The 26437-nt window shown below is 74.1% G+C and carries 25 protein-coding genes; 11 read left to right on the forward strand and 14 right to left on the reverse strand.

Translation table 11 applies throughout. The annotated features are described in order from the left end of the window. Positions 1 to 89 precede the first annotated feature (89 nt). From ACFWJB_RS28525 to ACFWJB_RS28545, 5 genes are all read left to right on the forward strand, one after another. The gene (locus tag ACFWJB_RS28525) at positions 90 to 917 is read left to right on the forward strand and encodes a glycosyltransferase family 2 protein (RefSeq protein ID WP_386925757.1); all 828 of its coding nucleotides are present in this window, start codon (positions 90 to 92) and stop codon (positions 915 to 917) included. Beyond that, a complete protein-coding gene (locus ACFWJB_RS28530) occupies positions 914 to 1924 on the forward strand; it encodes a glycosyltransferase family 2 protein (RefSeq protein ID WP_385468961.1) in 1011 nt (336 codons plus the stop codon). Before ACFWJB_RS28525 ends, ACFWJB_RS28530 begins: the two co-directional genes overlap by 4 nt. Positions 1925 to 1931: 7 nt before the next feature. Further along, positions 1932 to 2732 (forward strand): polysaccharide deacetylase family protein, encoded by an 801-nt coding sequence (locus ACFWJB_RS28535; protein WP_386925793.1) that lies wholly within the window; start codon positions 1932 to 1934, stop codon positions 2730 to 2732. Between the two features lie 84 nt (positions 2733 to 2816). Next, positions 2817 to 3911: a DUF5925 domain-containing protein gene (locus ACFWJB_RS28540; RefSeq protein ID WP_385468955.1), complete on the forward strand. Its 1095-nt coding sequence runs from the start codon at positions 2817 to 2819 to the stop codon at positions 3909 to 3911. Between the two features lie 16 nt (positions 3912 to 3927). Next, the gene (locus ACFWJB_RS28545; protein ID WP_386925760.1) at positions 3928 to 4716 is read left to right on the forward strand and encodes a DUF72 domain-containing protein; all 789 of its coding nucleotides are present in this window, start codon (positions 3928 to 3930) and stop codon (positions 4714 to 4716) included. Between the two features lie 78 nt (positions 4717 to 4794). On the opposite strand, the gene ACFWJB_RS28550 is transcribed toward ACFWJB_RS28545, so the two are convergent. Continuing rightward, positions 4795 to 5163: a GntR family transcriptional regulator gene (locus ACFWJB_RS28550; RefSeq protein WP_385468949.1), complete on the reverse strand. Its 369-nt coding sequence runs from the start codon at positions 5161 to 5163 to the stop codon at positions 4795 to 4797. A gap of 164 nt (positions 5164 to 5327) precedes the next feature. Between ACFWJB_RS28550 and ACFWJB_RS28555 the strand changes: the two genes are divergently transcribed. Beyond that, the gene (locus ACFWJB_RS28555; protein WP_385469014.1) at positions 5328 to 5828 is read left to right on the forward strand and encodes a DUF402 domain-containing protein; all 501 of its coding nucleotides are present in this window, start codon (positions 5328 to 5330) and stop codon (positions 5826 to 5828) included. On the opposite strand, the gene ACFWJB_RS28560 is transcribed toward ACFWJB_RS28555, so the two are convergent. After that, positions 5809 to 6456 (reverse strand): class I SAM-dependent methyltransferase, encoded by a 648-nt coding sequence (locus ACFWJB_RS28560; RefSeq protein WP_386925762.1) that lies wholly within the window; start codon positions 6454 to 6456, stop codon positions 5809 to 5811. The genes ACFWJB_RS28555 and ACFWJB_RS28560 overlap by 20 nt on opposite strands. Positions 6457 to 6568: 112 nt before the next feature. On the opposite strand from ACFWJB_RS28560, the gene ACFWJB_RS28565 reads away from it, so the two are divergent. Together ACFWJB_RS28565 and ACFWJB_RS28570 are read left to right on the forward strand one after the other, a co-directional pair. Further along, on the forward strand, positions 6569 to 6703 hold the full coding sequence (locus tag ACFWJB_RS28565) for a hypothetical protein (protein WP_385468943.1): 135 nt from the start codon (positions 6569 to 6571) through the stop codon (positions 6701 to 6703). Between the two features lie 277 nt (positions 6704 to 6980). Beyond that, complete coding sequence (locus tag ACFWJB_RS28570; RefSeq protein WP_386925765.1) at positions 6981 to 7997, forward strand: lytic polysaccharide monooxygenase; 1017 nt, start codon at positions 6981 to 6983, stop codon at positions 7995 to 7997. An 80-nt stretch (positions 7998 to 8077) separates the two neighbouring features. On the opposite strand, the gene ACFWJB_RS28575 is transcribed toward ACFWJB_RS28570, so the two are convergent. Then, a complete protein-coding gene (locus ACFWJB_RS28575; RefSeq protein WP_385467930.1) occupies positions 8078 to 8941 on the reverse strand; it encodes an esterase/lipase family protein in 864 nt (287 codons plus the stop codon). 172 nt (positions 8942 to 9113) lie between these two features. Next, a complete protein-coding gene (locus ACFWJB_RS28580) occupies positions 9114 to 9560 on the reverse strand; it encodes a MarR family winged helix-turn-helix transcriptional regulator (protein ID WP_385467933.1) in 447 nt (148 codons plus the stop codon). Positions 9561 to 9659: 99 nt separating this feature from the next. Between ACFWJB_RS28580 and ACFWJB_RS28585 the strand changes: the two genes are divergently transcribed. After that, positions 9660 to 10034: a cupin domain-containing protein gene (locus ACFWJB_RS28585; RefSeq protein ID WP_386925768.1), complete on the forward strand. Its 375-nt coding sequence runs from the start codon at positions 9660 to 9662 to the stop codon at positions 10032 to 10034. A gap of 12 nt (positions 10035 to 10046) precedes the next feature. Here ACFWJB_RS28585 and ACFWJB_RS28590 read toward each other — a convergent pair whose 3' ends face one another. Together ACFWJB_RS28590 and ACFWJB_RS28595 are read right to left on the reverse strand one after the other, a co-directional pair. Next, positions 10047 to 11015 carry a hypothetical protein gene (locus ACFWJB_RS28590; RefSeq protein WP_385467940.1) on the reverse strand — a complete coding sequence of 323 codons (969 nt, stop codon included), beginning with the start codon at positions 11013 to 11015 and terminating at the stop codon, positions 10047 to 10049. After that, a complete protein-coding gene (locus tag ACFWJB_RS28595; RefSeq protein WP_385467942.1) occupies positions 11012 to 14551 on the reverse strand; it encodes a DNA polymerase III subunit alpha in 3540 nt (1179 codons plus the stop codon). Before ACFWJB_RS28595 ends, ACFWJB_RS28590 begins: the two co-directional genes overlap by 4 nt. 165 nt (positions 14552 to 14716) lie before the next feature. Between ACFWJB_RS28595 and ACFWJB_RS28600 the strand changes: the two genes are divergently transcribed. Continuing rightward, entirely contained in the window at positions 14717 to 15775 is a 1059-nt protein-coding gene (locus ACFWJB_RS28600) for a DUF3533 domain-containing protein (RefSeq protein WP_385467944.1), read from the forward strand. Positions 15776 to 15841: 66 nt separating this feature from the next. On the opposite strand, the gene ACFWJB_RS28605 is transcribed toward ACFWJB_RS28600, so the two are convergent. The 8 genes from ACFWJB_RS28605 to ACFWJB_RS28640 all read right to left on the reverse strand — a co-directional run bounded on the left by ACFWJB_RS28605 (position 15842) and on the right by ACFWJB_RS28640 (position 25090). After that, positions 15842 to 16924, reverse strand: coding sequence for a S1 family peptidase (locus ACFWJB_RS28605; RefSeq protein ID WP_385467946.1), 1083 nt, complete (start codon positions 16922 to 16924; stop codon positions 15842 to 15844). 390 nt (positions 16925 to 17314) lie between these two features. Continuing rightward, on the reverse strand, positions 17315 to 18226 hold the full coding sequence (locus ACFWJB_RS28610) for a S1 family peptidase (protein ID WP_385467949.1): 912 nt from the start codon (positions 18224 to 18226) through the stop codon (positions 17315 to 17317). A 210-nt stretch (positions 18227 to 18436) separates the two neighbouring features. After that, positions 18437 to 19222: a DUF1684 domain-containing protein gene (locus ACFWJB_RS28615; protein WP_385467952.1), complete on the reverse strand. Its 786-nt coding sequence runs from the start codon at positions 19220 to 19222 to the stop codon at positions 18437 to 18439. A 4-nt stretch (positions 19223 to 19226) separates the two neighbouring features. Then, the gene (locus ACFWJB_RS28620) at positions 19227 to 20543 is read right to left on the reverse strand and encodes an NtaA/DmoA family FMN-dependent monooxygenase (RefSeq protein WP_386925772.1); all 1317 of its coding nucleotides are present in this window, start codon (positions 20541 to 20543) and stop codon (positions 19227 to 19229) included. Continuing rightward, positions 20540 to 21628: an LLM class flavin-dependent oxidoreductase gene (locus ACFWJB_RS28625; protein ID WP_385467960.1), complete on the reverse strand. Its 1089-nt coding sequence runs from the start codon at positions 21626 to 21628 to the stop codon at positions 20540 to 20542. Before ACFWJB_RS28625 ends, ACFWJB_RS28620 begins: the two co-directional genes overlap by 4 nt. A 62-nt stretch (positions 21629 to 21690) precedes the next feature. After that, positions 21691 to 22452: an amino acid ABC transporter ATP-binding protein gene (locus ACFWJB_RS28630; protein ID WP_385467963.1), complete on the reverse strand. Its 762-nt coding sequence runs from the start codon at positions 22450 to 22452 to the stop codon at positions 21691 to 21693. After that, positions 22449 to 24236: an FAD/NAD(P)-binding protein gene (locus tag ACFWJB_RS28635; RefSeq protein WP_386925775.1), complete on the reverse strand. Its 1788-nt coding sequence runs from the start codon at positions 24234 to 24236 to the stop codon at positions 22449 to 22451. The genes ACFWJB_RS28630 and ACFWJB_RS28635 overlap by 4 nt, the downstream gene beginning before the upstream one ends. Beyond that, a complete protein-coding gene (locus tag ACFWJB_RS28640) occupies positions 24233 to 25090 on the reverse strand; it encodes an amino acid ABC transporter permease (RefSeq protein ID WP_386925777.1) in 858 nt (285 codons plus the stop codon). Before ACFWJB_RS28640 ends, ACFWJB_RS28635 begins: the two co-directional genes overlap by 4 nt. A gap of 399 nt (positions 25091 to 25489) precedes the next feature. Here ACFWJB_RS28640 and ACFWJB_RS28645 point away from each other — a divergent pair, with 399 nt between their 5' ends. Beyond that, the gene (locus tag ACFWJB_RS28645) at positions 25490 to 26437 is read left to right on the forward strand and encodes an ABC transporter substrate-binding protein (protein WP_386925779.1); all 948 of its coding nucleotides are present in this window, start codon (positions 25490 to 25492) and stop codon (positions 26435 to 26437) included.

The following is a 26437-nucleotide window of genomic DNA, read 5'->3' on the forward strand; positions in this document are numbered from 1 at the left end:
GCCGTGGGTGAGAACCCCCCTTTCGAACCGGATACAGAGCCGGACCGCCCCTGGGGCGGGCGGTCCGCCGGACGAGAGGGACCAGACTCATGAGCTCAGTTCTGCAGCCGGTGGTGACGGACGACGATCCGTCACCCGCCGGCGCCTACCGGCCCGTTTCCTCGCACCTGGCCATCGCTCCGCCGGTGAGCGTGGTCATTCCCGCCATGAACGAGGCGGAGAACCTTCCCTACGTCTTCAAGACGCTGCCCGACTGGATCCACGAGGTCGTCCTGGTGGACGGCAACTCCACCGACGACACCGTCCGGGTCGCCCGGGAACTGCGGCCGGACGTCAAGGTCGTCGAGCAGCGCGGCAAGGGCAAGGGCGACGCGCTGATCACCGGCTTCAACGCCTGCACCGGCGACATCATCGTCATGGTCGACGCCGACGGCTCGGCCGACGGCCAGGAGATCGTCTCGTACGTCTCGGCGCTCGTCTCGGGCGCCGACTTCGCCAAGGGGTCCCGCTTCGCCAACGGCGGCGGCACCGACGACATGACCTTCGTACGCAAGCTCGGCAACCGCGCCCTGTGCGCGGTCGTCAACCGGAAGTTCGGCGCCCGCTACACCGACCTGTGCTACGGCTACAACGCGTTCTGGCGGCACTGCCTGGACAAGATCGACCTCGACTGCACCGGCTTCGAGGTCGAGACCCTGATGAACATCCGGGTCGTCAAGGCCGGCCTGAAGGTGCAGGAGATACCCAGTCACGAGTACCTGCGCATCCACGGCATGAGCAACCTGCGGGCCGTGCGGGACGGGCTGCGGGTGCTCAGAGTGATCCTCGAGGAGCGCTCCAACCGGCGTGCCCTGCGCAGCCGCAGGCACGCTCCGACGCTCGTGTCGGTCGGCTCGGCCCGGGGGAAGGTGTCTTGAGCACTGCCGGCACCCCGCTCACGGTCTCCGTGGTGGTCTGCGTCTACACCGAGGACCGCTGGGAGGACATCCTCGCGGCGGTCTCCTCGGTGCGGGCGCAGTCCCGTCCGGCCCTGGAGACGCTGCTGGTCGTCGACCACAACGAGGCGCTCCGGGACCGGCTGCTGAAGGAGTACGAGGACGTCCCCGGCGTGCGGGTGCTCGCGAACGCGGGCCCCCGCGGGCTCTCCGCCGGCCGCAACACCGGCATCGCGGCCTCGCGCGGCGAGGTCGTCGCCTTCCTCGACGACGACGCCGTGGCCGAGCGCGACTGGCTGCGGCACCTCGCCGAGGGGTACGCCGACCCGGCGGTCGTCGCCGTCGGCGGGCGCACCGAACCGGTCTGGGCCTCGGGGCGCCGGCCCCACTGGTTCCCGGAGGAGTTCGACTGGGTGGTGGGCTGCACGTACCGCGGCCTGCCGCCCGGCCGAATCCGGGTGCGCAACGTGCTCGGCGGCAACGCCTCCTTCCGGCGCGAGGCGTTCGACGCGGCGGGCGGCTTCGCCACCGGCATCGGACGCGACGGCGACAAGCGTCCGCTGGGCTGCGAGGAGACGGAGCTGTGCATCCGGCTCTCCCGGGCCCGGCCCGACGCGGTGCTGCTGATCGACGACCGGGCGGTGATCCACCACCGGGTGCCCCGGGCGCGCGAGCACTTCGGCTACTTCCGCACCCGCACCTACGCCGAGGGCCTGTCCAAGGCGCTGGTGGCCCGGAGCGTCGGGGCGGGCAAGGGGCTGGAGTCCGAACGCCGGTACGCCACCCGCGTGCTGCCGGCCGGGGTGGTGCGGGGTCTGCGCGACGCCGCGCTGGCCCGGCCGGGCGGTGCGCGCCGGGCGGGGGCGATCGTCGCCGGGGTGCTCACGGCGGCGGGCGGCTACGTGGTGGGCAGCGTACGGGCGCGGCGGGGCGGGGCCGCCTTCTCGGTGGGGCCCGTCGGACCGGACGGAGGGGGTGCGCATGGCTGAGGTGTCCGTGGCGGACGCGCGGGTGCCGATCCTCATGTACCACGCGGTCGCGGCCGACCCGGACGAGGCGACCCGCGCCCTGTCCGTGACCCCGCGGGCCTTCGCCGGGCAGATGGCGGCGATCGCCGACCGCGGCCTCACCCCGGTCGGCACCGCGGAGCTGGCCGCGGCCTGGCGCTCCGGCCGGCCGCTGCCCAGGCGGCCGGTCCTCATCACCTTCGACGACGGCTACGAGGGGGTGCACCGGCACGCGCTGCCCGTGCTCGCCGAGCACGGGTTCCCGGCCACCCTGTTCGTCTCGACCGGCTGGCTGCGCGGCCCGTACGACACCGGGGGCGCCCCGGACACCATGCTCGACTGGGGCCAGGTCCGCGAACTGGCCGCCGCCGGCGTGGAGATCGGCGGGCACAGCCACACGCATCCGCAGCTCGACCAGCTCGGCGAGGACCGGCTGCGGCACGAGCTGATCCACTGCCGGGAGATCCTCACCGACCAACTGGGCGCCGCACCGGCCTCGTTCGCCTACCCGTACGGCTACTCGGACCGCCGGGTGCGGCGGGCGGTGCGCGAGACGGGGTACACCCAGGCGCTCGCCGTCGGCAACGGCCTGGCGCGCCGGCGGCAGGGGCCGTACGCCCTGCGGCGGGTCACCGTGCGCCGCGGCACGGGGCCCGACGAGTTCGCCCGGCTGGTCGAGGGGCGCGCGATCGCCCGTACGTTCGTCCGCGACCGCGCCCTCACCAAGGGGTACGCCGTGCTCCGCGGAGCACGCCGGGCGCGGGCGCGGATGCCGGGGGCCGGTGCCTGAACCACCGGCCGCCAGGTGCCGCGTATGCCGCGTGTGCCCGGGAAACCGGGTGCACGCGGCGTCCGCGTGCCCGATCATGGCGGCATGTCCGTGAACCCGCACGACGCCCTGCCGATCCGGCTCAACGTCGACGACAGCGACTCCCCCTCCGACGTGGTCGACGCGCTGTTCCTCGGCCGTTTCGCCACCGGCGAGCAGCCGTTCGCGCACGCGGCGAACATCGACCGCGTGCGGTCCGGGGCGACGCTGCTGCCGCCCGGCGCGCGCGTGCTGCGCGTGGCCCGCGACGACGACCGCAGCGCGACCCTGGCGGAGGGTGACGGCTGGACCCTGCTCGTCTCCCGCTGGAGCCGGGGCGCCGACATCACGGTGACGGCGACCAGCGCCGGCCTGGCCGAGAAGGTCCTCGGCGACGCGACGGACGGCGCGGCGGACGAGCCGGAACCGCAGCCGGAGAACGTCACGATGGGGTTCTGGTACGTCTCCCCGCGGCGCGGCCCGCACCGCACCACCCGGCAGATCTCGGCCGGCACCTGGGACGAGGTCCGGGCCAACTACACGGCGCCGGTCGCGGAGGCGATGGACGGCCTGATGAAGACGACCCCCGAGGACATCGCGGGCCGGCTGCTGCTCCTGCACGGGCCGCCGGGCACCGGCAAGACGTCGGCGCTGCGGACGCTCGCCCGGTCCTGGCGGGACTGGTGCCAGGTGGACTGCGTGCTGGACCCCGAGCGGCTCTTCTCCGACGTGGGCTATCTGATGGACATCGCCATCGGCGAGGAGGACGCGTCGGGCAGGGACCGCTGGCGGCTGCTGCTGCTGGAGGACTGCGACGAGCTGATCCGCGGCGAGGCCAAGCACACCGCCGGGCAGGCCCTCTCCCGGCTGCTGAACCTCACGGACGGTCTCCTCGGCCAGGGCCGCAACGTCCTGGTCGGGGTGACGACCAACGAGGACCTGGAGCGGCTGCACCCCGCCGTCGTCCGCCCGGGCCGCTGCCTGGCCCGCATCGAGGTGGGCCCGCTCACCCGCCGGGAGGCGGTGAACTGGCTCGGCACCGAGGAGGGCGTCGGCCGGGAGGGCGCGACGCTGGCGGAGCTGTTCGCGCTGCGCCGGGGCACCTCCCCGACGGCCCTGCCCGAGCCGCGGGCCGGCGCGGAGGCGGGGCTGTACCTGTAGCTGTTTTGATGGGGGTATGACCCTGTTCGTGGGTACGTCGGGCTGGCAGTACCGGGACTGGCGGGCCGTCCTGTACCCGCCCGGCCTGCCCGTACGGCTGTGGCTGGAGCGGTACGCGGCCGGCTTCGCGACGGTGGAGATCAACAACGCGTTCTACCGGCTGCCCCCGCGGGAGACCTTCGAGGCGTGGCGCGAGCGGGTGCCGCCGGACTTCGTGGTCGCGGTCAAGGCGAGCCGCTACCTCACCCACATCAAACGCCTGCGGGATCCGGCGGAGCCGGTCGAGCGCCTGATGACCCACGCGGCCGGCCTGGGCGACCGTCTCGGCCCGGTCCTGCTGCAACTGCCGCCCACGCTGCGCGGCGACGCGGGCCTGCTGGACGCCTGTCTGGCGTGCTTCCCGTCCGGCACGCGGGTCGCGGTGGAACCCCGGCACGAGTCGTGGTGGACGCCCGAGGTGCGCGGGGTGCTGGAGTCCCGGGGCGCCGCGCTGTGCTGGGCGGACGTCCTGGCCCGCCCGGCCACTCCCCTGTGGCGCACCGCCGACTGGGGCTACGTCCGCTTCCACCAGGGCCGGGCCGCCGCCTGGCCGCACTACGGCCGGCGGTCGCTGACGACGTGGCTCCACCGCATCGCGACGACGTGGCCGGCCGACCGCGACGTCTACGCCTACTTCAACAACGACCCGAACGCGGCGGCCGTACGGGACGCGGTGGCCTTCGCCCGGCTGGCGCGGAGGCAGGACCTGCCGGTCACGCGCACCCCGGAGAACGGCGGGAGGCGTTCCGGCGGGGCGCGGGACTGAGGACACCGTGCGGCTCGGGCCGTGAGCGCGACCGGCCGCGAGCACCCGTGGGCCGGGACCGTCCTCGCGCGGCGGCGCTCAGTCCTCGTAGGCCGCCCGCAGCGCGTCCCGTACAGCGGCCGCCGCGTCGCTCTCCGCGAGCCCGAGCCGACGCGCCCGCGAGGCGTAGGTCTGCGCCGCCGACGCCAGCTCCCGCTCCGCCGCGGAGCCCGCCGCGGCGACGAACGTGCCGTTGCGGCCCCGCGTCTCGATCACCCCGTCCGCCTCAAGGGCCCGGTACGCCTTGGCGACCGTGTTGGCGGCGAGCCCGAGGGACTCGGCCAGTCCGCGCACGGTCGGCAGCCGGTACCCGACCGGCAGCGCGCCCGACCGCGCCTGTTCGGAGATCTGCGCGCGTACCTGCTCGTAGGGCGGGGCGCCGTCGTCGATGTGGATCTGCAAGGTCACCCGGCGATTGTCCCGCACGCGCCGGAAATTCGGAGGCATCGCACCCGCGGCCCCGCGTAGCGTGCGACACCGTGGAGGACGGCGGGATCACCGGCACCGGCGACGGCCCGGTGCCCGCCATCGGCAAGGGGCTCGGGTACGAGGTCCGTACAACGGAGGTGCGCATGTCCGCGAACTCGGCCGGATCACCGCGGGCGGTGGACGTCGTCCTGGTCAAGGCGGGCCGCACGAAACTCCGTTACCCGGGCGAGCTGCTGGGCGACGACGGCACCCGGGTCGTGGTCCGGGCCCCCTGGGCCGGTGACGGCGTCCGTGACTTCGGTTTCGTGCGCTTCGAGGCCGGTGACGTCTTCACCGAGTACTACTGGCGCGACCGCTGGTACTCGGTGAAGGAGGTCCGCACCGCCACGGGCTCGGTGAAGGGCTGGTACTGCGACGTCGCCCGCCCCGCCGTGCTGACGGGGACGGAACTGGTGTCCGAGGACCTCGACCTGGACCTGTGGCGCTCCGCGGACGGCACGGACGTGCACCGGCTGGACGAGGACGAGTTCGCCGCGAGCGGCCTGGCCGAGCGGGACCCGGGGGCCGCCGCCGCGGCCGTGGCCGCACTGGACGAGCTGGAGCGGCTGGCCCGCGGGAACGGCTTCACGGACCTGCTGGCTTAGGCACCGGGGGGCGTGCGGGCAGCGCGACCACCGCGTACCGCTCGTCGTCGACCTCCTTGCCCCACAGCGACTGGTCGTCCGACAGCCGTTCCACCCGGACCTGCCCGCCGAGCGGGGCGAGGAGTTCCGTGAGCCGGTCCGCCGGTATGCCGACCGGGGTGACGCTCCCCCACACGCCCTCGACGAGGACCAGCCGCCCGCCCGGCCGCAGCAGGTCCCGCCAGCGCGCCAGGACGCGGCCGGGCTCGGGCAGCGTCCACAGCACGTGCCGGACCAGGACGGCGTCGAAGCGCTGCCCGCCCACGGGCGGTGCCCCGGCGTCACCGACGTGGAACACGGCGTCGCGACCGGCGAGTTTGGCCCGGGCCAGCGCCACCATGGCCGGGGACAGGTCCACACCGGTCACCCGGTGTCCCTGCTCGGCCGCGAGGAGCGACAGGCTGCCGGTGCCGCAGCCGGGGTCGAGGACCTCGCCGGGCCGGCCGGGCAGCCAGGAGCGCAGCCGGGCGGCCCAGGCCCGGCGCACGCCGGGGTCGCGCAGCCCGTGGTCGGACTCCTCGTCGAAGGTGGCGGCCCTGGAGTCCCAGTCGATACGGGGTGGAGTCGTGCTGTCACTGGTGCTCGTCATGTGCTCGAGAGTGACATCCACCACTGACAGCGATGCATCGATGAGCAACTCTCAGGGAAGGGGTCTACCTCCGTGAGAACGCGGAACCCGGTGGATCCGTGAGGAGGCAGCCATGCGCCGTCTGACCGTGCAGAAGCCCCTGAAGAAGACCGACGCCCGCCGAGTCCGCGAGGAGGCCGAGGAGCGGCCCGCCGGGCGCCCGGAGGTCCGCAAGGACATCGCACGCACGTGGTGGCCGGACCACTGACCGGGCAGCCGGCCATGAGACGCCTGAGAACAGTCGCGCACGGTGGTGGACGAGGCCGTCGGGCCCGTCCACGCCGCGCTCCACGCTCCCGTACCCGTCGCTTCGGGCAGTTCGCCGAGCGCAGCCTGAGCGCAGTCTGAGCACTCCCTTAACGCGAGCATAAGGATCTTCGGTACCCGCTCCGAGCAGGGGATTCAGCGGATTCCAGGGACTAGCTTGCTGGTCACCCCCACGGGTTCCGGCCCATGTCCCAGTGACCGTTTCCGAGGAGTTCCCCATGCCCGCATCCCGCAGGGCCGCCGTCACCGTCGCGGCCGGCCTCGCTCCGCTCGCCCTGACCGCGCTGGCCGCCGTGCCCGCGTCGGCGCACGGCTCGATGGGCGACCCGGTCAGCCGGGTGTCCCAGTGCTACGCCGAGGGCCCGGAGAGCCCGAAGTCGGCCGCGTGCGCGGCGGCGGTCGCGGCCGGCGGCACCCAGGCGCTCTACGACTGGAACGGCATCCGCATCGGCGACGCCGGCGGACGGCACGAGGAGCTGATCCCGGACGGCAGGCTGTGCAGCGCGGACAGCGAGGAGTTCAAGGGCCTCGACCTGGCCCGCGCCGACTGGCCCGCGACCGCGGTGACCAGCGGTTCGTACACCTTCAAGTACCGGGTGACCGCTCCGCACAAGGGCACGTTCAAGGTCTACGTCACCCGGCCCGGCTACGACCCCGCGAAGCCGCTCGGCTGGGGCGACCTGGATCTGTCGGCCCCGGTGGCGACGGTCACCGACCCGGTGGCCTCGGGGGGCTACTACACCTTCTCCGGCTCCCTGCCCGAGCGCACCGGCAGGCACCTGCTGTACGCGGTCTGGCAGCGCTCGGACAGCCCGGAGGCGTTCTACTCCTGCTCGGACGTGACCTTCGGCGGTGCCGCGCAGGGCGGGTCCGCCCCGGCTCCGTCGGCCTCCGCACCGTCGGAGGAGCAGCTCGCGGCGGCGGCCGGCAGGTCGATGGTCGAGCACCACGGCCACGGTGACCAGGACGCCGCGACGACGGCGGACCCGACTGGTCCGGCCACCGCCCCGGCGGCTCCGGCGGCTCCGGAGCAGACCCCCGTGGCCGCGGCGGGTGCGGAGCCCAACGAGGTCAGGGCCGCCGGTGCCGGCACCGGGAGCCTCGCCGAGACCGGCGGCGACGGCAGCACCCCGTACCTCGCCGTCGGCGGTGCCGCCGCCCTCGCGCTCGGCGCCGCGGCGCTGTTCGCGTCGGTCCGCCGGCGGGCGCCGGTCGGCGGCCGGCCCGGTCGCTGACCGGGGACCACGGGGGGGAACGCGGGGCTTGTCCGGCGGCTCAGGCCGGGCAAGCCCCGCGTGGTGCGCCGGTGCCGGGGTCAGCCGAAGACCGAGGCGCAGGTGGTGGGGGTGGCGTGCGCCGGGTCGAGCGCGTTGGCCACCTCGTGGAAGGCGATCCGGTCGAGCAGCCCGATCGCCAGGTGCTCGGACAGGTCGAGCGGGCACAGGTCCTGCAGCAGGACGTTGCGGACGCCGGGCCCGCTCAGGTACTGGCTTCGGTACGGCGTGACCACCTCGTCGTACCGGGTGGCGAGGACGGTGTAGCGGACGCCGGGCACGGTGTCGCCGCCCTCGTTGAGCCTGGTGAGGACGTCGGAGCCGGCGATCTGGTCGGCGAGGGCCGGGGTGTGCTCGTTCAGCAGGTCCTCGGCGCCGGGGAAGTACGGCAGCAGGTGCGTGAGGCCGGACAGGGTGGTGCCGTGATTGCTGGGCGCGATGCCCACGAGGGCGTTCACCTTGCCGGCCCCGCCGAGGAACTTCAGGTAGTAGCGGGGCATCATGCCGCCCTGCGAGTGGCCGACGACATCGGCCTTGGCGGCGCCGGTCGCGGCGAGCACCTTGTCGACGTGGGCGGAGAGCTGCTCGGCCGACTTGTCGACCGGGCCGAGGCCGTGGAAGAGCGGGACGCCGGGCAGTTGCCCGTAGTCCAGGGAGAAGACGCAGTAGCCGCGGACGGTCAGGTAGGGCGCGAGGCCCAGCCAGTTGTCGACGGAGTTCCCGAAGGTGCCGTGGACCAGGACGACGGGGCGGGGGTGGGCGGCGGACGGCTTGCAGGTGTAGTCGTTCCAGCCGGTGCTGGGGCGCGCGTCGGCGGCGTGGGCGGCGGTGGCGGGGACCAGGGCGGCCGCGGCGGTCAGCAGCAGCGCGGCCAGGGGTCTGAGCACTCGCTTCCAGGGCAGCATCGGGTGATCTCCTTGCGGCTCGGGGAGGTGCGACGGCATGACGCCCTGTGATCCGGATCACGGGATGCTGTTCACTCGTCAAGTTACGGGCGAGTAGCGCACGCGTGAAGTTACGCGTCGGTAAAAACTTTCCGGGACGACCGGCACCGGTCGCGCCACAGGTGATAGAGGGTCACCAGGCGGGCCGCACGGGCCCGTTGGGCGCGACATGGGCCAGCAGGCCGTACAGCGAGCGGACCCCGCCCTCGCCGATCACGTCCGCCCACCCGCGCACGGCCTCGGCCGCCGCCTCCTCGGCGGCCCGCGTGCACGCCCAGCCCCGCTCGGTCAGCACGACCAGCCGGGCCCGCGCGTCGGCGGGATGCGGCCGGCGTTCGACGAACCCCTTGCGGACCAGCTCGTCGACGAGCTGACTGGCGGCCTGCTTGGTCACCCGGAGGTGCGCGGCGAGGTCGGTGACCGTCGCGCCGTCCGGGGCGAGCCTGGTGAACGCGAAGCCGTGGGCGGGCCGCACCCCTTCGAAGCCGCGGGCGACGACGCCCTCGTGGATGCGCTGCGTGAGTCCGCCGGCGGCGGCGAGCAGGGCGGCGGTCAGGGCCATGGCGTCGGAGTTCTGCACGGGGGCAATGAAACACCCTTGACGAATTGGTCAAGCAGCTTGACCATAGGGCGGGTGGAGTTAGTCAAGTTGCTTGACCATTATCACGAGGAGACCGCCATGCCCGTCGTCCGCTCGTCCGAAGGTGTCGTCCACGAGATCCACGGCGTCCGCTTCGTCTCGTACGCCACCCCTCGCACCGGCAGCAGGGAGCTGTGCGCCTGGCGGGGCGAGATCCCCGCGGGCACGAAGGCGCCCGCGCACACCGTCAACCGGGAGGAGATCTTCCACCTGCTCACCGGCGAGCTGCTGATCACCCTCGACGGCCGCACCGAGCCCGTCACCGCGGGCGACACCGTGATCATCGGCGCGGGTGCGACCCTCGCCGTGGAGAACCCCACCGACCGGACCGCGACGTCCTGGGTCACCACCTCCGTCGGCCTGGAGGCCGAGCTCGCCGACGGCAGCCGGATCACTCCCCCGTGGGCCAACTGACCCGCGGGCACCTCAGGCCGCCAGCGACCCCGGCATCAGCGCCCGCGGGCCGAACTTCGCCCGCACGCGGTCCGCGACCTCCTCGATCCGGCGGACCTTCTCGTCCACGGGGTCGAAGGTGAGCTGGTGGGAGGCCTGCTCCATGGGGGCGAGGCCCTCGGCGCGCAGGGCGAGGGAGCGGACCCGGGCGCGCTGGAGGCCGAGCGCCTCGTACATGCCGTACGCGGCACGCGTCAGCGCCGCCGAGTGCGCGGTCGGCTCCTTCAGGGTGCGGGTGCGAGTGGTGGCCGACCGGTCGGTGTAGCGCACGGTGAGGGTCAGAGTGCGGCACACCTTGTCCACGGCACGCAGCCGGGCGCCCAGTTCCTCGGCGGCCGACAGCAGGGCGCGGCGGTGCCGGTCGGGGTCCAGCTCGTCGCGGGTGAAGGGGCGTTCGGCGGCGAGGGAGCGCGAGACGCCGTTCGGGACGACCCGGCCGCGGTCGACGCCCTGCGCCTTCTCGCGCAGCTCGCGGCCGGCCCTCGCGCCGACCAGGCGCTGGAGCGTGGACAGGGGTGCGGCGGCGACCCGGCCGAGGGTGTCGAGGCCGTACTCGCACAGGGTGCGGGCGGTCGCGGTGCCGACGCCGGGCAGGGCGACGACCGGCTTTCCGGCGAGGAACTCCCGCACCTCGTCCTCCGGGACCGCGCGGGTCAGCCCCGGCCGGGCGTCCCGCAGGGCCATGCGGGCCGTCATGGGGCCGGGCCCGGCGCCGATCACGCAGTCGACGCCGTACAGGGCGAGGGCGCGGACACGGATCACCGAGGCCAGCTCCACGGCGTCGCGCCCGAAGTACCGCTCGGCGCCGCGCAGGTCGGCCAGCGCCCCGTCCGGCGGCAGCGCCTCGACGACCGGCGTGAACTCCTCCAGCAGCCCCAGCAACGGGGGCAGGGCCGCCTCGTACATCGGCGGCAGCTGGAAACGTACACAGAGAATCGTCATCCCGCACTCCCCGGACTCTGGTGCCACAACTTCCTTCCCACCGCGGGCCCTTCGCCCGCGGGACGCAGATCGGCCCAGGGGTGCATCTCGTACCCCGTGGACATGCGGATCCTCCGCTGCTCCATCGGGTCCTGGGCCGCGGAGCCGGCCGGCGCGGGCCGCCCGTCCGAACCGGCGAGGCGGCGGCGCGCCGGCCCGTCCTCGGGGTCGTCGCCCCGGCTTCCGCCCGCTCCGGCCAGCCGGGCCGCGACGCCCTCCAGCCCTTCCTCCCGGCGCACTTCCAGCAGGTCGGCGAGGTTCCAGGCGGCGGAGCCGACCACACTGAAGCTGCGCGGGCCGCGCCGCTGCACCACCCCGCGCACCAGCAGCAGCCAGGAGTGGAAGACGGTGTGCGCACAGGTGTCGTGCGAGTCGTCGAAGAAGGCGAGGTCGACCAGGCCGGACCCGTCGTCCAGGGTGGAGAAGATGACCCTGCGCCCGGAGCGGACCGGCGGCGTCTGGGTGGCCGCCTTGGCCCCCGCGACCAGCACCGTCTCCCCGTGCCGGGCCTCGCGCAGCCGCTTGGCCGACACCACGCCCAGTTCGCGCAGGAAGGTGCGGTGGTCGTCCATCAGGTTGCGCGAGGCGTCCATGGACAGCACGCCCAGTTCGGCGCTGAGCTTCTCCGCCGAGGTGAGGTCGGGCAGACCGGCCGACGCCGTCCTCCGTCCGCCGGACAGCGGGAGCTGGCCGCCGCGCCCGCCGCGGGCGCCGCGGTGCAGTTCGGTCAGGTGCAGTTGCAGGTCGCGGCGGTTGGCGCCGAAGGCGTCCAGCGCGCCGACCTGGGCGAGCCGTCCGGCCAGCGGCCTGCTGGGGCGGGCCCGTTCCCAGAAGTCGAGCAGGGAGGCGTACGGCTGCCCCTGCGCGATCCGTTCCGCCTCGGCCTCGCTGATGCCGTGCACGTCCGAGAGGGCCAGGCGCAGGCCCCAGGTCTTCCCCTCGGACCGTGATTCAGACACCAGTTCGATCCTGTGTGCGACCCCCGACTCGTTCACGTCCAGCGGCAGGATCGGCACCCCCCGCCGCCGCGCGTCCGCCAGCAGCAGCCGCTTGGGGTACATGCCGGGGTCGTGCGTGAGCAGGCCGGCGTAGAAGGCGGCCGGGTGGTGGGCCTTCAGCCACGCCGACTGGTACGTCGGCACGGCGAAGGCGACCGCGTGCGCCTTGCAGAAGCCGTAGCTGCCGAAGGCCTCGACGATCTCCCAGGTCCGCCGGATCGTCTCCGCGTCGTAGCCGTTCGCCGTCGCGTGCTGTGCGAACCACACCTTGATCCGCCCCTGCGACTCCGGGTCGGACAGTCCGCGCCGCACCCGGTCCGCCTCGCCGCGCCCGCACCCGGTCATGACGGCCACGATGTCGATGATCTGCTCGTGGAAGACGACGACCCCGTAGGTGCCCTTCAGCGGCTCGGACAGGTCCTCGTGCGGGTAGCGCACCGGTGCCCGCCCGTGCCGGGCCTCGATGAACGGCCGCACCATGTCGGCGGCGACCGGGCCGGGCCGGAAGAGCGAGATGTCGACCACGAGGTCGTGGAAGGTCGACGGCTGGAGCCTGCCGACCAGGTCCCGCTGGCCCGGCGACTCGATCTGGAAGCAGCCCAGCGTCTCGGCGGAGCGGATCAGCCGGTACGTCGCCGGGTCCCCCTCCGGTACGGCGTCCAGGTCGACCTCGGCGCCCGTGGCCCGCTTCACCTCGGCGACCGCGTGCGCCATCGCCGACTGCATCCGCACGCCGAGCACGTCCAGCTTGAGCAGCCCGAGGTCCTCCACGTCGTCCTTGTCGAACTGGGCCATGGGGAAGCCCTCGCCGCTGGTCGGCATGACCGGCGTACGGGAGAGCAGGGAGGCGTCCGACAGCAGCACCCCGCAGGGATGCATGGCGATGCCGCGCGGGAGGGCGTCGAGGCCTTCGACCAGTTCCCAGAGCCTCCCGTACTTCCCCCCGCCCTCCCGCCGGGCCTCCCCCGCCAGCTCCCTCAGCTCGGGCAGCTCCGCCAGCGCCGCGCGGGCGTCGCGGGCGCGGATGTGCGGGAAGGACTTGGCGACGCGGTCGATCTCGGCCGGGTCCATGGACAGGGCGGCGCCCACGTCGCGGATGGCGTGGCGCACCCGGTACGTCTCCGGCATGGCGACCGTGGCGACCCGCTCGGTGCCGAACCGGCCGATGATCGCGCGGTAGACCTCCAGCCGTCGCGCCGACTCCACGTCGATGTCGATGTCGGGCAGCACGACCCGCTCCTTGGACAGGAACCGCTCCATGAGCAGCCCGTGCTCGACCGGGTCGGCGTGGGCGATGCCGAGGAGGTGGTTGACGAGGGAGCCCGCGCCGGAGCCGCGCGCCGCGACCCGGATGCCCATGTGCCGTACGTCGTCCACGACCTGGGCGACGGTGAGGAAGTAGGAGGCGAAGCCGTGGTGGGCGATGATGTCCAGCTCGTGGTGCATCCGCTCCCAGTACGCGCGCCGCCGGTCGTATCCGCGCAGCACCATGCCCGCCGCCGCCCGGGAGGCGAGCGCGCGCTGGGCGGTGCGGCGGCCGGCGCCGACGAGGTGCGGCTCGGGGAAGTGGACGGCGCCCATGCCGAGGTCGTCCTCGGGGTCGACCAGGCACTCGGCGGCCGTGGCCCGGGTCTGCTCCAGCAGGCGGTGGGCGGTGTCGCGCCGGAAGCCCGCGGCCTCGACGATCCGCTCGGCGGCCTGCCGCATGGCGCCGGCGTCCTTGAGCCAGGCCTCGCCGGAGTCCGGTTCCTTGTTGGCGTGGATCGGGACGAGCCGGCGGGCGGCGTCCAGGACGTCGGCGATCTCGCCCTGGCCGGGGTCGGCGTAGCGGACGGCGTTGCTGAGCACGGGCCGGACGCCCTGCTCGGCGGCGAAGCCGACGGTGCGGGCGGCCAGGCGCAGCGAGCCGGGGCCCGTGCCCTCGCGACCGTGCCAGACGGCCTCCAGGCGCAGGGTGTCGCCGTAGACCTCCCGCCAGGGGACGAGCAGCCTCGCCGCGCGGTCGGGGCGGCCGGCGGCGAGGGCGCGGCCGACGTCGGAGTCGGGGCCGAGCAGGACGGTCAGGCCGTCGGCGTGGTTGTCGGGCCAGGACAGCAGCGGGGTGGCCTCGGCGGTGTGGGCGGCGGAGACCAGGCGGCACAGGTCGGCCCAGCCGCGGGCGCCGTCCCGGGCGAGGAAGGTCACCCGGGGGGCCGACTCGTCGACGAAGGCGCCTCCGCGCACGGGGGTACGGCGCCGGTCCCGGCGTACGGAGGTGTCCGTGCGGCCGGTCTCCGGCTCGGGGGCCGCCACCGCCAGCTCCGCGCCGAACAGGGGGCGGACACCCGCCTTCGCGCAGGCCTTGGCGAAGCGGACCGTGCCCGCGAGGGTGTCCCGGTCGGTGAGGGCGAGGGCGTCCATGCCCCGCTCGACGGCACGCTCGGCCAGCCGCTCCGGGTGGGAGGCGCCGTACCGCAGGGAGAACCCGGAGACGGTGCGCAGATGCGTGAAACCCGGCACGCGCACCTCCCGAATCATGAACCCGACGCATGGCCCGAAAGCCATTATCGAACGTCTGTTCCCAGCTACCTCACCCACCATACCCCCATCCTCGAATATGTGTGCGACACCTGTTCGGCCCCGCCCCACCTGCGCAAACGCCCGGCTGCCCGGACCGTGGGGGACATGTCGCACACACCGGGCACCGGCACGCGGAGCGGCTCCTTCCTCGGGGAGGTGCAGGACGCCGTCACCCCGCGGGCCACCCTGCTCGTGCTCGGCGTGCTCGCGCTCCAGCTGCTGTTCATCGCCTCCTACGTGGGAGCGCTGCACGACCCGAAGCCCGAGGACGTGCCCTTCGGGGTCGTCGCCCCCGGGGCCGCCGCCGAACGGACGGTGACCCGGCTGGAGGGGCTGCCAGGGGCGCCGCTGGACCCGCGCACGGTGGCCGACGCGGCGAGCGCCCGGCAGCAGATCATGGACCGGGAGATCGACGGCGCCCTGATCGTGGATCCGGCCGGCGGCACGGACACCCTGCTGGTCGCCTCCGGCGGCGGCACCGTCCTCGCCACCACCCTGGAGGGCATCGTCGGCAGGGTGGAGGCGGCCGAGCGGCGCACGGTGCGCACCGTCGACGTGGCCCCGGCCTCGCCCCGGGACTTCGACGGGCTGTCGTCCTTCTACCTGGTCGTGGGCTGGTGCGTCGGTGGCTACCTGTGCGCCTCGATCCTGGCGATCAGCAGCGGGGCCCGGCCCGCCGACCCGCGCCGGGCGGCGATCCGCCTGATCGTGATGGCCCTGGTCGCGATCGCCGGCGGCCTGGGCGGCGCGGTGATCGTCGGGCCGGTCCTGGGGGCGCTGCCCGGCGGCGTGGTGGACCTGTGGGGGCTGGGCGCCCTGATCACCTTCGCGGTGGGCGCCGCCACGCTCGCGCTCCAGGGTCTCTTCGGGATCGTCGGCATCGGGCTGGCGATCCTGCTGGTGGTGATCGCGGGCAACCCGAGCGCGGGCGGCGCCTTCCCGCTGCCGATGCTGCCGCCGTTCTGGAGGGCGATCGGCCCGGCGCTGCCGCCGGGCGCGGGCACCTGGGCGGCCCGCTCGGTCGCGTACTTCAAGGGCAACGACCAGACCCTCTCCCTGCTGGTGCTGTGGGCGTGGGCGGTCGCGGGAACGGTGATCACGATGCTGGCGGCCGCGCTGCGCCGCGGGCGGCGGGAGGCGGGTCCGCTCCCCCGGGCGGGCTGACCCGCGCGCACGCATGCGGAAGTCCCGCCCCTCGCGCGCGGGACGGGACTCCACAGGTGCGTGTGCTCAGCCGATCTGCGTACCGGTGGCCGACAGGGCCTCCGTCACCGGCTGGAAGAAGGTCTCCCCGCCCGAGGTGCAGTCGCCGCTGCCGCCGGAGGTGAGCCCGACGGCCTTGTCGCCCGAGAAGAGCGAGCCGCCGCTGTCGCCGGGCTCGGCGCAGACGTCGGTCTGGATCAGGCCGTTGACGATGTCGCCGTTGCCGTAGTTCACGGTGGCGTCCAGGCCGGTGACCGTGCCGTCGTGCACCTGGGTGGTGGAGCCGCTGCGGGTCACCTCCATGCCGACGGTGGCCTCGGCCGCGCCCGAGATCGCCTGCGCGGAGCCGTTGTAGAGGTTCACCTCGCTCGGGTGGTCCACGCCGGCGCTGTACTTGACCAGGCCGTAGTCGTTGTCCGGGAAGCTGGAGGCCTCGTTCTGGCCGATCACGGCACCGGAGGAGTCCGACCAGCTCGAGATGGACTCGGTGCAGTGCCCGGCGGTGAGGAAGTACGGCTCGCCGCCCTTGGTCACGTTGAAGCCGAGCGAGCAGCGCCCGCCGCCTCCGGTGATGGCGTCGCCGCCCGCGACGAAGGGCTTGTACTCGCCCTTGGTCCGCTTGAGTTCGGCCTTGGCGCCGAGCCCGTCGACCACCTCGGACAGCTTGGCCCACTCGGCCTCGGAGACCGTGCGGTCGGCGGTGACGACGACCTTGTTGGTGGTCGGGTCGGTCGCCCAGGAGGTGCCCGGGACGGCCGCCTTCTGGGCGAGGGTGGTGCGTGCGCTCTTCAGCTCGGCGAGCGAGTTCTCGACGATTCTCGCCTGGGCGCCGGCCTCCTCGACGGTCTGCGCGGCGGCCTCGTCGAGCACGTTGACGACGAGGCTCTTCGACCGGGCGTCGTAGTACGTGCCCGCCGCGTCGGTGCCGAGGTCGCCGAGCAGCGTCGAGGCGAGCTTTCCGGCCGCCGTGACCGACAGGGTCTCGGGCGCGGGGGCCTTCGGCGCCTCGCTGGCGTTCGCACTCTGGAAGGTGACTCCCGCTGCGACCAGTGCGGTGATGCCCGCACCTACCACGGCTGCACGCCGCCTGGGTATGCGTCGGTGCTTCAACTCACGTCCTCCTGTGGGGGGTCGGCCCGGGAGGTTGTGGGGACCTCGCGGGCCGGAAGGCTGGTTGACGAGCGCCAACTCTTCCCACTCCCCCGGGAGCACACAAGGTCCACTTCAGGACGTGCGCACGACAACTGCCGCGCGGTCACACGACCTTCACCATTCATGTCCTGTCCAGCAGGATTCGCGCAGCACGTCGATCGCAAATATTACGAGTCAGTAACTACGGTCCGTGCAGGGGGATTCGGCCCTGTCCGGAATTCGCCCCTTGCGCGGCACCCTTCGCCCGTGCGTCCGTCCGTCGCGTCCGCCGGTCGGGCACGACGAAGCCCCCGCACGCGGGTCGCGTGCGGGGGCTCTCGGCGCTGCCGGCTACGCCGTGGGACGGTCTCAGTAGACGCTGACGCCGTAGGCGCTCAGGGCCTCCGTGACCGGCTGGAAGAACGTCGTGCCGCCCGAGGAGCAGTCGCCGCTGCCGCCGGAGGTCAGGCCGTACGCGGTGCCGTTGCTGCCGTAGAGCGGGCCGCCGGAGTCACCGGGCTCGGCGCAGACCGTGGTCTGGATCAGCCCGGAGACGATGTCGCCGCCGCCGTAGTTGACGGTGGCGTTCAGGGCGGTGACCCGGCCGCTGTGGGTGCCGCTGGTGGAGCCGTCACGGATGACGGTGGTGCCCACGCTCGGCGTGGCCGCGCGGGTGATGTCCACCCCGTTCGCGGTACCCGGCTTGCTCACGGACGTGTTGGTGTACCGGACGATGCCGTAGTCGTTGCCCGGGAAGCTGGAGCCGGCCGTGGAGCCGAGGACCGTGCTGTGCCCGGAGTTCGACCACCAGGTGCCGGCGCCGTCGGTGCAGTGGCCGGCGGTCAGGAAGTACTCGGTTCCGTTGCTCGCACGGACGTTGAAGCCGAGGGAGCAGCGCCAGCTGCTCGCGTAGATGGCGTCACCGCCCTGGATGAGCTTGTTGAACGTACCGGGGGTGCGCTCGATCTTGAGGGCGCCGGCCTTGTCGCCGGCCTGTTCCTTGATCTTCGCGATCTCGGCCTGGGTGACCGTGCTGTCGACGGTGACGAGCACCCGGCCGGTCTTGCCGTCGACGGCCCAGGCGGTGCCGGGGACGTCGGCCTTGAGCACAGCGCTGCCGGCGCTCTGGAGCTCCGCCCCGCTGAAGGTGGCGGGGGCGCTGTCGGACGCGTTCGCGCTGGGGACCGCGATCGCGGCGGCGGCCACGAGGCCGGCGGACACGGCGATCAGCCGGGTCCGTCTCGTGATGCCGCTGCGGGGGTTGGTGCGCTTGATCCTCACTTTTCGTTCCTCCACAGGGGAAGTAGGGGGCCCTCTCGTGGGGTTGGGGCCCGTGAGGCGCAGCCAGAGGACGGGCGTCCCGGGTTCCGGATACGCCGTGCCCCTGACAAGCGCTGAGGTTGGAGTATTCGGCCGAACGGCCGGTCGGCGCAAGAGTGCCTTTCGGCCTTCAACCATCGACCGGCCGCCTCCGCCAACCCCCGGGAGGCGTCAGCGCAGTTCGCGCTCCCCCGCCTCGACGGCGGTCTCCAGCGTGTTCCCCGGTGGCGGGAAGGGACAGATGAAGTGGTCGGCGAAGGCGCACGGCGGCAGCAGCGCGCGGTTGAAGTCGACCGTCGTGCGCCCCTCGGCGTCCGGCGCGGCCGGGCGCAGGAACCGGAAGCGGTGACTGGTGCTCCCGGCGGTGGTGTCCGCGAACACGGCCCACAGCGAGCCGTCCTCCTCGACGCTCACCTGGAGCGTGTGCCCCCGGCCGCCGAGCTCGAAGGCCAGCTCACCGCCGAGGCCGAGCCCGCGCTCCCGGCCGTCCGCGTTCGGCACCCGCACACTGCGCCGCCCGGTGCCGTACGGCGTGAAGCGCCCGGGCACCGACCAGCGCGGATCGTAGGGGGTGACCGTGATGCCGCGGAACGCGCGCCGGGCCCCGGCGGCCGGGTCGAAGTCGCGCACGCCCCACACGCCTTCACGGACCAGGACGACCAGGCGCCGTTCGCCGTACGCCACCCGGGCCGCGCTCGCCGGCCCCGCGTCGGCCGTGAGCCGCACCCCGCCGTCCAGGGGCCCGCCGTCCAGGGCCAGTCCGTCCGGCCCGGCCGCCGTCAGCACCACGGCGTCGCCGTCCGCCGCCCAGCTCCCCGGAATGTCCGGAAGCCGCCCGTCCGGATAGTCCTCCAGCCAGTGCGTGCCGGTCAGCGCGAGCGGCCCGTAGGGCGCCGAGACCGTCGCCACGCGCCGCTCGTGCCAGCGCCTCCACTCGTCGGATGCGTCCGTCGTCATGGGATCAACCCTTCCAGACCGGCTCGGCCAGACCGAGGTGCGACCGCAGGGTGCCGCCCTCGTACGCGGTACGGAACGCGCCGCGCTCCTGGAGCAACGGCACCACCCGGTCCACGAACTCGTCGAGTCCGCCGGGGGCCGGGTGCGGCACGAGGACGAAGCCGTCGGCGGCGTCCCCCGCCACGAGCGCCTCCAGTTCGGCGGCGACCGCCCCGGGGGTGCCGGCCAGGAACTGCCGGGCGTCCGCCCCGGTCACGGACTGCCGGACGGACGGCCGGACGGACGGCCGGACGGACGGCCCCTTCTCCCGCGCCGGCGCCCGCCGCCTCTCGGCGATCGCCGTGCCGTCGCCCTGCCGGGCCCGCCCCCGGCCGAGCCGCGGGTCCGGCACCGGGTCGGTGCCGGGCGGCCCGTCGGGGCCGTACGCGGACGGGGCGACGCCGCGGATCCGCTCCGGCGTCACGCTCGCGGTCCGCGGGGAGACCCGCTGCCACCGGATCTCCTCGGCCCGCTGCCGCGCCTCGGCGGCGGTGTCCCCGAGGACGACGGTGACACCGGACATGATCCTGAGGTCGTCCGGGCTCCGGCCGTACCTCGCCAGGCGCCGTTTGACGTCGGCGTAGAAGGCCCGGCCCGCCTCCGGGGTGCCGTGCCGCGCGAGGACCACGTCGGCGCAGGACGCGGCGGACTCCCGGCCCTCGTCGGAGCCGTCCGCCTGGATCACCACCGGGCGCCCCTGCGGGGAGCGCGGCAGGGTGAACTCGCCCGCGATGTCGAAGTGCCGCCCGTGATGGGCGAAGGGACGAGGCGTGCCGTCCGGGGCCCAGGAGTCCCACAGCTCCCGTGCGGCGGCCACGAACTCCGCGGCGCGGGTGTGCCCGTCGGCCCGGTCGGGGCCGCCGCGCCGGACGTTCCCGCCGGTGAGGGCGTCGCAGGAGGTCACCGCGTGCCAGGCCCCCCGGCCGCCGCTCAGGTGGTCCAGGGTGGCGAGCCGGCGGGCGAGTTCGAAGGGCTCGTGGCAGCCGGCGTCGACCGTGGCGGCCAGGCCCAGGCGTCCGGTGACGGCGGCGAGCGCGTTCAGCACGGTCAGGGGCTCGGGGCGGCCGGCCACGTCCAGGTCGTCGACGCGGCCCCGGTGCTCGGGCGGCCGCGGCCCGTCGGCCAGGAGGAGGAAGTCGAACAGACCGCGTTCGGCGGTACGGGCGAGGTGCTCGAAGGGGGCGAACTCGATCCGGGAGGCCGAGCGCGGGTCGGCCCGGACGGTGCTGTCGCCGGGGCCGGGGACGTGGACGGCGAGGTGCATCGCCCTCCGTGCGGTCATGACGCTCCTCCTGCCGCGGCCGGGGCGGCGTACCGGTTGGCGGGCCGCTTCAGGCCCAGGTGGTCCCGGAGCGTGCTGCCCGGGTAGAAGGTGCGGAACAGGCCCCGGTGCTGGAGCAGGGGGACGGTGCCGTTGACGAGGCGTTCCAGGTCGCGGCGCGGCTCGGCCGGGGCGAGGTGGAAGCCGTCGACGGTGCCCTCCCGGTGCCAGGCGGCGATGAGTTCCGCCAGGTCGACGGGGCCGCCGCGGTACAGCGGGCCGCGCGGGGTGGGCCGGGGCCCGCCCCCGCCGTGGCCGGGTTCGGCCGCGTACTCGCCGCCCCCGAGGTCGACGTCCAGGGCGGCGAGGACGCGCAGGGTGTCGGGGTCGCGGCCGTGGGCGGCCGCCGAGGCCCGCAGCCCGGCCCGCGCGGCGGCGGCCTCGGCGGGACGCGCGGTGCGGACGAGGGCCACGTCGGCGTACCGGGCGGCGACCGCCCGGGCGGGCTGCCGGGTGGCGTCGACGACCCGGACGGGGTGGCCCTGCGGGGGGCGCGGCACGGCGGAGGGCCCGCCGACCGAGAAGTGGGTGCCGGTGAAGTCGACGCGGTGCAGTCGGTCCCGGTGCGCGGAGCGGCCGGTGGCCATGTCCCGGATGCCGGCGCCGTCCTCCCGGCTGTCCCACAGCCGCGCCGCCACGTCGGCCGCCTCGCCGGCCTTCTCCCACAGGACGCCGGCGGGTGCGGCGGGGTGACGGCCGAAGAGGCGGGCCTCGCCCTCGGTGGCCGACACCCCGATCCGCCAGCCGGCCCGGCCGCCGCTGACCCAGTCGAGGGTCGCCACGGCGGCCTGCACGTCGAAGGGGTCGGTGTGCGTGGTGGTGACGGTGGGGACCAGACCGAGGCGCCGTGTGGCGGGTGCGACGCGGGACAGCACGGCGAGCGCGTCGGGCCCGGGGCGGGCGAAGTCGTCGTCCAGGGTCACGAAGTCGAGCGCGCCGCGTTCGGCGAGCCGCGCCGCGTCCACGTAGGAGCCGGCGTCGTACACCGACCGCTGGTCGAGGGCGGCGGCCAGGTGCAGCCGGCGCCGGCCGTGGGATGAGGTCATGCGGAAGAACCCTTTCCGGCAAGCGGATGCCAGTGGTCCGGTCGGGAGGCGGAGAGCGGCGGTCAGAGCACCTTGGAGAGGAACGCCCGGGTGCGCGCGTGCCGCGGGCGGTCCAGCACCTCGCCGGGCGGGCCCTGCTCGACGATGCGGCCGTCGTCCATGAACACCACGGTGTCGGCGACCTCGCGGGCGAAGCCGATCTCGTGCGTGACGACGATCATGGTGGTGCCCTGCCGCGCCAGGTCCCCGATGACCTCGAGGACCTCTCCGACCAGTTCGGGGTCGAGCGCCGACGTCGGTTCGTCGAACAGGAGCAGCTTCGGCTCCAGGGCCAGCGCCCGCGCGATGGCCACCCGCTGCTGCTGACCGCCCGACAGGTGCCGGGGGTAGGCGTCCGCCTTGTCGGCGAGACCCACCCGGTCCAGCAGGCGGCGCGCGGCCCCGGCGGCCTCGCGGCGGGGCCGTTTCAGCGCGGAGACCGGCGCCTCGGTGATGTTCTCCAGGACCGTGAGGTGCGGGAAGAGGTGGAAGTTCTGGAAGACGAAGCCGATCCGGGTGCGCTGCCTGAGCACCTCGCGCTCGGGCAGCTCGCGCAGCCGGTCGCCGGCGCGCCGGTACCCGATCAGGGCGCCGTCCACGCTGACCGCGCCCCGGTCGGCCTTCTCCAGGTGGTTGACGGTGCGCAGCAGCGTGGACTTGCCGGAGCCGGACGGTCCGAGGATCACGGTGACCTCGCCGCCGCGCACGGTGAGGTCGATGCCCTTGAGCACCTCCAGGTCGCCGAAGCTCTTGTGGACGGACCTGATGTCGACCATGACGCTCATCGCGTGGACTCCTCGAGCCGGGGGCGGGCATCCGCCGCGGGACCGGTGGGGGTGTGCAGGAAGGCCAGCACGGCACGCGCGGTGGCGTCGTTCTGCCGGAACGCCACTCCGCCGGTGCGGGGCCGGGTGAACGCGCCGGAACCGCGCGCGTCGGTGTGCGGGCCGAGCGCGAACCGCCTCGGGTGCGGCCGGCCGGACCGCTCCAGAACCCGCCCGTCAAAGCGGTCCACGGCCAGCAGCCCGTCGGGGGTGGCGGCGGCCCCGTCGGCGTGCAGCGCGCGCAGCAGTGGATCGCGGGCCCGCTCGACGGTGGGGTGCGGCAGCCGCGCCTCGACCAGTGCCCGGGCCTCGACCACGGCGTCCGGCACGCTCGCGCCGGACGCCCGGAACACGCCGTCCCGGGCGGTGACGGTCATGCCGGCGCCCAGGAAGCGCACCACGCCGGCCCGGGACAGCGCGAGCAGTTGCCGCAGCCTGGGGGCGGGCGGGCCGGAGGCGAGGTAGCTGAAGAAGCCGTGCCACCAGCCGCCGACGTCGCCGAGCCGTACCAGTTGCCCGTAGACGGAGAGCAGGGCGAGGAAGACCGCCAGGTCGGGGCTGTGCTCCGGGTCGTGACGGCGCCGCAGGTCGTCCCCGACGTACCGGCGCAGGTCCTCCTGGAGCTCGTCGTGCGTGCCGTGCCGCACCCCGTCCAGTGGGCGGTCGAGGGCGGTGAGGTCGAGCCGGTCGGCGGGGTCGGGCACGGCGGCGGCGACCAGGCGGGCGCGTTCGGCGGGGTCCGCGGCGGCGTACCGGGCCTCGAAGGCGGACCGTTCGAGGGTCACCCGCCCGGGATGGGCGGTGAACAGCCGGTGGTAGTGGGCGAAGCCGAGCTCCTTCTCGATCAGCGGCCACACGTCCCGCCGGAAGTCGAAGCCCTCCGGCCGGGCCAGCAGCGCGTCGACCTCGGGGGGCCCGAAGAACCGCGGCAGCGGGGGCCGGTCGCCCGTCCAGTCGTAGCCGATCTTCGCGTGGTACGGCACGCCGCGCCGCGAGCCGACGTGCAGTACCGGCTCCCGCCCGGACGGCACGTACGTGTCGCCGTCGTACCGTCCGCCCCTGCCCTCGGTCAGCAGCACCATCAGGTCGACGAAGGCCAGCCCGAAGCCGCGGACGAGGACGGGTTCGCCGGGGCGCAGGGCGGACAGGTCACTGTCGGCGGTGAAGTCCGGCGGGAGGTGGACCAGGTCGTGGGCGCGGGCGTACGCCGCCAGGTCCCGCTGCTCGTCGTCGGGTTCGGCGTCGAGGTGGCCGAGGGTGAGGACGACCAGGTCGGCGAGGAGGGGGAGGGTCCGGCCCTGGAGCCACACCCGCTGGCGCCCCTCGCGCGGGCCGTCGACCCGCAGCGCACGCCGGGCGTGGTGGTACACGACGAAGCCCGGCGGCAGGCCGGCCACGGCACGCTGGTACGCCCAGCGCAGGTACGCGCCCTGCACCCGGCGGCCGGCGAAGGCGCGGCCGTCGAGGCCCGCCCACTCGTGCAGTGTGGGGCCGGGACGTACGGGTCCGGCCATCTCCACCGTCTCGTCGGTGAACATGGTGACGTCCTCGGCGTGCGAGTTCATCCACAGCAGCGGCGACTGCTCCTCGCGCCAGACGCGTCCGGCGCCCGGCGGATGCGGGTCCACGAGGTGGATGTCGAGGCCGGTGTCGCCGTACAGCTCGGGCGCGTTGGCGGCGATGCGCTCCAGCAGGCCGGTGCCGCGCGGTCCGGCGCCGACGATCACCAGTGCGGGCCGGGTCATCGGGTGTGCTCCGAGCCGCGCGCGTAGTGCCTCTCGACGTAGTACTGGCCGACGCCCAGGACGGAGGTGACGACGGTGTACCAGACGGTGGCCACCATCAGCAGGGGGATGACCTGGTAGGTGCGGTGGTAGACGAGCTGGACCGAGTAGAGCAGGTCCTGGACGGCGATGACGCTGACGATGGACGTGCCCTTGAGGGTGCCGATCAGCATGTTGCCGGCCGGCGGCACGATGGAGCGCATCGCCTGCGGGAGCACGATCCGCCGCCACCGGCGCCACCGGCCGAGACCGAGGGCCTGCGCGGCCTCGATCTGGCCCCGGTCCACGGAGAGGATGCCGCCGCGCACCACCTCGGCGGCGTACGCGGCCTCGTGCAGGGTCAGGCCGATGATCGCGACGGTGACCGGTCCGAACAGGTCGACGGTCCGCACGCCGAGGATCCGCGGGTAGAGGGCGCCGATGTTGAACCACAGCAGGAGCTGCACCAGGATCGGTATCGACCGGAACAGCCACACGTAGCCCCAGCTCACCGCGCGCAGCACGGGGTTGGCGGAGAGCCGGAACGCGGCGAGCAGCGTGCCGAGCGCGAAGCCGAGGACCATGACGACCGCGGTCAGCCAGAGGGTGAGCCACAGGCCGCGCAGGACGGCGTCGGAGGTGAAGTAGGCGGCGACGACGTCCCACTGGAAGGCGTCGTTGCGCAGGACGGAGTCGACGGCCAGTCCGAGGAGGGCGAGGACGGCGACGGCGGCGGCCCACTGGCCGAGGCGGCGTTGCGGAACGATCCGCGGGACGTCCGCCTCGTCCGGGGCGTCCGGTACGGCGGCGGGTTGGGCGAGGGTGTCGGAGGACATGCGAAGGCTCCGTGACATCGAGTCGGTCGGACACGGTGGGTGGTGCCTTCACACGGCCGAGCCCCTCAGCAGAGCCGTGCGCCGAGACTACGGGGCCAATTCGGGCCGCTGTCAAGGCTGTCCACACTGTGAGCCGTGCGTCTCAAGTCGTTGACGGGGAACCGGATGCCTGTTCCACTTGGCCCATGCATCCGCAGCAGTGGCTGGTCACGCGCTCCCACATCGACTTCGGTCGAGTGTGGTCCTGTTCCTGTTGAGCCGACCCCCCTGCCTGCCCTGATCGCCCGGCCCCGTCGGGCCTTCCCGGGTTTCCCGCGCCTTCTTCTCCGCCTTCTCACGCGCGCCCCTCCCCTCGTGCCGCCCCCTGCCTTTTCTTCCGCTCCCAGGAGACGACTGACCATGCGTACGCCCACGCGTGCCCGAAAAAGGCTTCTTGCACCCTTTGCCCTGATCGCCTCGGCGGCCCTGCTCCTGACCGCGTGCGGATCCGGCGATCCCGCCGGGAACGTCGGGGGCGCGGCGGCCGGCTCCGACGCGGTCCCCACCACGGACGTCGTCTCCGGCGTCCGGGAGAACGCGGCCGCCGTGAGGCTGCTGCCGCCCGGCACCGAGGACGTCACCGTCGCCGTCAGCGTCGGCGGCACCCCGCCCGGCACCACCTACCTGACCGACGGCAAGACGCTGACCGGCCAGGACGTCGACTTCGCGCACGCCGTCGCGCGCGCACTCGGCGTCCGCCTCACCACGCGGCAGGCGTCCTTCGAGGCGATCCTGCCCGCTCTGGACAGCGGCAAGTACGACGTCGGCGCCGCCAACTTCGGTGTGACCGAGGAGCGGCGCGGGGCCATCGACTTCGTCACGTACATCAACGACGGCCAGGGCTTCGCCGCGCGCGAGGACAGCGACCTGTCCGAGGTCACCGACCTCGCGCAGCTGTGCGGGCTCAAGGTGGCGACCGGCGCCGGCACCACCTTCGAGGCCACCCTGGAGGAGAACAGGCACCGGTGCGCGGACGCCGGGAAGGACGCCTACGAAGTGCAGACCTACAGCGAGCCCGGCGCCCTGTGGTCGTCACTCCAGCAGGGCCGCAGCGACGTCGTGATGTCCACGATCAACGGCCTGCGCTACGCGGTCGCCCACCAGCGGGGCCTGAAGTTCCTGAACGAGTTCCACCGCCTGGACGTCGGCTTCGCCCTGAAGAAGGGGTCGAGGCTGGCGCCCGCCCTCCAGGCCGCGGTGAACGGGCTCATCGCCGACGGCACGTACGACAGGATCCTGAGGAAGTGGGGGACGACGCAGTCGGCGATCGCCCGGTCCGAGATCTCGCCCCCCGAGCTGAAGGACTGA

Source organism: Streptomyces sp. NPDC127100 (assembly GCF_042724095.1).
GTDB lineage: Bacteria > Actinomycetota > Actinomycetes > Streptomycetales > Streptomycetaceae > Streptomyces.

Bases quoted from the DNA above. Each gene is read 5' to 3' on its own strand.
- ACFWJB_RS28555 (WP_385469014.1), top strand. From the start codon at position 5,328: ATGTCCGCGAACTCGGCCGGATCACCGCGGGCGGTGGACGTCGTCCTG.
- ACFWJB_RS28540 (WP_385468955.1), top strand. From the start codon at position 2,817: ATGTCCGTGAACCCGCACGACGCCCTGCCGATCCGGCTCAACGTCGAC.
- ACFWJB_RS28570 (WP_386925765.1), top strand. From the start codon at position 6,981: ATGCCCGCATCCCGCAGGGCCGCCGTCACCGTCGCGGCCGGCCTCGCT.
- ACFWJB_RS28575 (WP_385467930.1), bottom strand. From the start codon at position 8,941: ATGCTGCCCTGGAAGCGAGTGCTCAGACCCCTGGCCGCGCTGCTGCTG.
- ACFWJB_RS28640 (WP_386925777.1), bottom strand. From the start codon at position 25,090: ATGTCCTCCGACACCCTCGCCCAACCCGCCGCCGTACCGGACGCCCCG.
- ACFWJB_RS28620 (WP_386925772.1), bottom strand. From the start codon at position 20,543: ATGACCGCACGGAGGGCGATGCACCTCGCCGTCCACGTCCCCGGCCCC.
- ACFWJB_RS28645 (WP_386925779.1), top strand. From the start codon at position 25,490: ATGCGTACGCCCACGCGTGCCCGAAAAAGGCTTCTTGCACCCTTTGCC.
- ACFWJB_RS28565 (WP_385468943.1), top strand. From the start codon at position 6,569: ATGCGCCGTCTGACCGTGCAGAAGCCCCTGAAGAAGACCGACGCCCGC.
- ACFWJB_RS28545 (WP_386925760.1), top strand. From the start codon at position 3,928: ATGACCCTGTTCGTGGGTACGTCGGGCTGGCAGTACCGGGACTGGCGG.
- ACFWJB_RS28635 (WP_386925775.1), bottom strand. From the start codon at position 24,236: ATGACCCGGCCCGCACTGGTGATCGTCGGCGCCGGACCGCGCGGCACC.
- ACFWJB_RS28600 (WP_385467944.1), top strand. From the start codon at position 14,717: ATGTCGCACACACCGGGCACCGGCACGCGGAGCGGCTCCTTCCTCGGG.
- ACFWJB_RS28585 (WP_386925768.1), top strand. From the start codon at position 9,660: ATGCCCGTCGTCCGCTCGTCCGAAGGTGTCGTCCACGAGATCCACGGC.
- ACFWJB_RS28590 (WP_385467940.1), bottom strand. From the start codon at position 11,015: ATGACGATTCTCTGTGTACGTTTCCAGCTGCCGCCGATGTACGAGGCG.
- ACFWJB_RS28615 (WP_385467952.1), bottom strand. From the start codon at position 19,222: ATGACGACGGACGCATCCGACGAGTGGAGGCGCTGGCACGAGCGGCGC.
- ACFWJB_RS28630 (WP_385467963.1), bottom strand. From the start codon at position 22,452: ATGAGCGTCATGGTCGACATCAGGTCCGTCCACAAGAGCTTCGGCGAC.
- ACFWJB_RS28625 (WP_385467960.1), bottom strand. From the start codon at position 21,628: ATGACCTCATCCCACGGCCGGCGCCGGCTGCACCTGGCCGCCGCCCTC.
- ACFWJB_RS28560 (WP_386925762.1), bottom strand. From the start codon at position 6,456: ATGACGAGCACCAGTGACAGCACGACTCCACCCCGTATCGACTGGGAC.
- ACFWJB_RS28525 (WP_386925757.1), top strand. From the start codon at position 90: ATGAGCTCAGTTCTGCAGCCGGTGGTGACGGACGACGATCCGTCACCC.